At 37.8% G+C, this 2,307-nt stretch carries 3 protein-coding genes; 1 reads left to right on the top strand and 2 read right to left on the bottom strand.

Annotated features, from left to right (window positions below):
* Nucleotides 1-108 precede the first annotated feature (108 nt).
* Entirely contained in the window at nucleotides 109-867 is a 759-nt protein-coding gene (locus tag ACFIME_RS09200) for a hypothetical protein (protein ID WP_375637283.1), read from the bottom strand.
* A gap of 478 nt (nucleotides 868-1,345) precedes the next feature.
* Nucleotides 1,346-1,585, bottom strand: coding sequence for a helix-turn-helix domain-containing protein (locus ACFIME_RS09195; RefSeq protein ID WP_375661845.1), 240 nt, complete (start codon nucleotides 1,583-1,585; stop codon nucleotides 1,346-1,348).
* A gap of 87 nt (nucleotides 1,586-1,672) precedes the next feature.
* Here ACFIME_RS09195 and ACFIME_RS09190 point away from each other — a divergent pair, with 87 nt between their 5' ends.
* Nucleotides 1,673-2,026, top strand: coding sequence for an XRE family transcriptional regulator (locus ACFIME_RS09190; RefSeq protein WP_273791732.1), 354 nt, complete (start codon nucleotides 1,673-1,675; stop codon nucleotides 2,024-2,026).
* Nucleotides 2,027-2,307: the final 281 nt, after the last annotated feature.

Below are 2,307 nucleotides of genomic sequence, written 5' to 3'. Positions count from 1 at the left end.
ATTCACGGTACCACTGAACATGTCACCACTTGCACCACGTATCGCCCACCCCGTTTTGGTACCTAGATCAAAACAAAGAATTGTATTATTCATCACGTTTATGAAGCTCTAAAGCCATATTCCGCACTCCCAATAATAACGGAGTCGCTCCCATATTCTACGGTGCCAAGGTAGAGATGCCATGTATTGTTGTGGTGTTAACATAGACAATTTATAAGTCGTATTGGAAATGTAATTAAAGTTTGGAACTAGGTGATCACCACGTAATCTGCCGCCACCAAAAACAGCCCCTAAACCACTAATCCAACAATTACCTTCGTGACTGAGGTTCTCTTCACTCTCTACCCAGCCACCTAAATCACCTTTCTTTACTTTGCCAAAGCTTCTCAATGCTCGTATTCGGTGTAACTTGAAAGGACCGAGATCAACTGTATCGTCTGTAAGTTCGTATTTCTTTTTACTACTATTAACTAAATCACAACCACTAATAAAACCTGTATCAATCCATGCATCACCACACACACGGGCATTTTCACAAATTATTGCTGTACCGTATACATGTGCATTACCAAAAACTTTAGCATCAAAATAAACAATGGCATTGCCATAAACATGAGCGTTATCATAAACGTTGGCATTACCAAAAACCTTGGCTCGACCGTAAACCCTAGCACTACCATAAACCTTTGCATCGTCCCCAACCCAACAGTCTCCCTCATGACTTAAATTGCTTTCATTTTCAATAAAGCCACCTAAGTCACCTGCGTACACATCTCTAAAATTTCTTAAAGCACGTATACGGTGAAGCGTAACTCCATTAACTTCGATTGTTTCATCAGTAGATTCATACTTCTTTTTAAGTATCATATCTTCCACCTCTATCTTCTCACTTACTTTTCTTCTTACTCTTCTTATTCTTATGAGGCGGCGCTTTTACTACTTCATCACGCTGTTTAAGCTCTTGTGTTAGTCTTTCAACTTGCTCGTCGCGTGATGCAACATCTGCTTTTAGTGCCTGTATCTTTTCACTTTTCCGTTTGAACTCTTCTCGGTACGCATCTATCTTTTGTTTCAGNTTTCATGCTCTTCAGTCTTTTGTTTCAGTTGTTTAATTTCCTCGTCACGTTCTTCAAGATCTGCATCACATTCATCAATTGTCTGCTTGCTTTCCTTTAAATACCTAAACTCATTCTCTTTCATTTTTTTCTTAATATCTTGAACCTGCTCTTTAAGTGCTTTAACTTGGTTGCGATAATGCAATGCAATACGAAACATCACTCCGCTTAAGAGCAAAACTGAAACCACTGCTATCCATAAAATCTCATTCGAACTCATTTTGATCTCCTTAATGCTGCAATCTATCGACCTTCTGATCAACACCGCAGCTCTTGCAAATTTTCGACATTGGGGGGTGTTGCTCTTGATCGCATAAAGATTTTAAAAGATAAGCCACTGCCCCTCTTGAAGGAACACCATATTTTTCCCAACGCCATACTGTTGATTTGTTAACGCCTAATAACGCTGCCATTTCGTCCAGCGTAAGATTAAGGCGTTTGCGTATTTTTTTTGCTTCTATCTTATTCATAAAATTAAGTGTGCAATGTGCACAGAAAAAAGTCAAGTCGAAAAGCACATATAATATGTGCATTATGAATGGAAAGGAGTTGTCAGAATGCAAGAACAAAAACCCGACCAAGCTATACGCTTAACAGAAGCAAGAATTGCCAAAGGATTTAAATCTGCCCGAGCCGCAGCTCAATATTACGGCTGGCCATATTACACTTATATACAACATGAACAAGGAGTTCGCGGCATCAATAAAGCCGCAAGTCGATACGCAAAAGCTTTTAACGTAAGTACAGGTTGGTTATTGACTGGTGAAGGACAGGGGATAAAAACAAAATCTACAACTGCTCTTTCAGACCGCGAACTTCAAGAAGAAGTTTTTAACGCTCTAAAAAATATATCTCCTGAAAAAAAGCAGTGGCTTCTTCGCATTTTAGATACTCTAAAAGACGAAGAATAATAATTAACCTTCTTTTTTTATCTATACTAAGCTTATTCACTGCCTCCATTATAAGGTTATCAATATCATCCATTTTATATATCCCAAAATAATATAATACTCACTAAATATGTTCATGTTGCACATTTTATTGTTGACATATGTGCAATATGCGCATACATATGTTCCATATCTTAGAAAATAACTTTTGCCAATAGGCAGTATGGAGGCATTTGTGAATAAACCAGTGTTTATAAATTCTGATGAAATTCTCTTAGTGATGTGCGAAAATGAAGAACAAA

The sequence above is a fragment of the Bartonella sp. AP1QHHD genome, assembly GCF_042196265.1.
Lineage (GTDB): Bacteria > Pseudomonadota > Alphaproteobacteria > Rhizobiales > Rhizobiaceae > Bartonella.
This window is presented reverse-complemented; position numbering and strand designations above follow the sequence as displayed.

Bases quoted from the DNA above. Each gene is read 5' to 3' on its own strand.
- ACFIME_RS09195 (WP_375661845.1), bottom strand. From the start codon at position 1,585: ATGAATAAGATAGAAGCAAAAAAAATACGCAAACGCCTTAATCTTACG.
- ACFIME_RS09190 (WP_273791732.1), top strand. From the start codon at position 1,673: ATGCAAGAACAAAAACCCGACCAAGCTATACGCTTAACAGAAGCAAGA.
- ACFIME_RS09200 (WP_375637283.1), bottom strand. From the start codon at position 867: ATGATACTTAAAAAGAAGTATGAATCTACTGATGAAACAATCGAAGTT.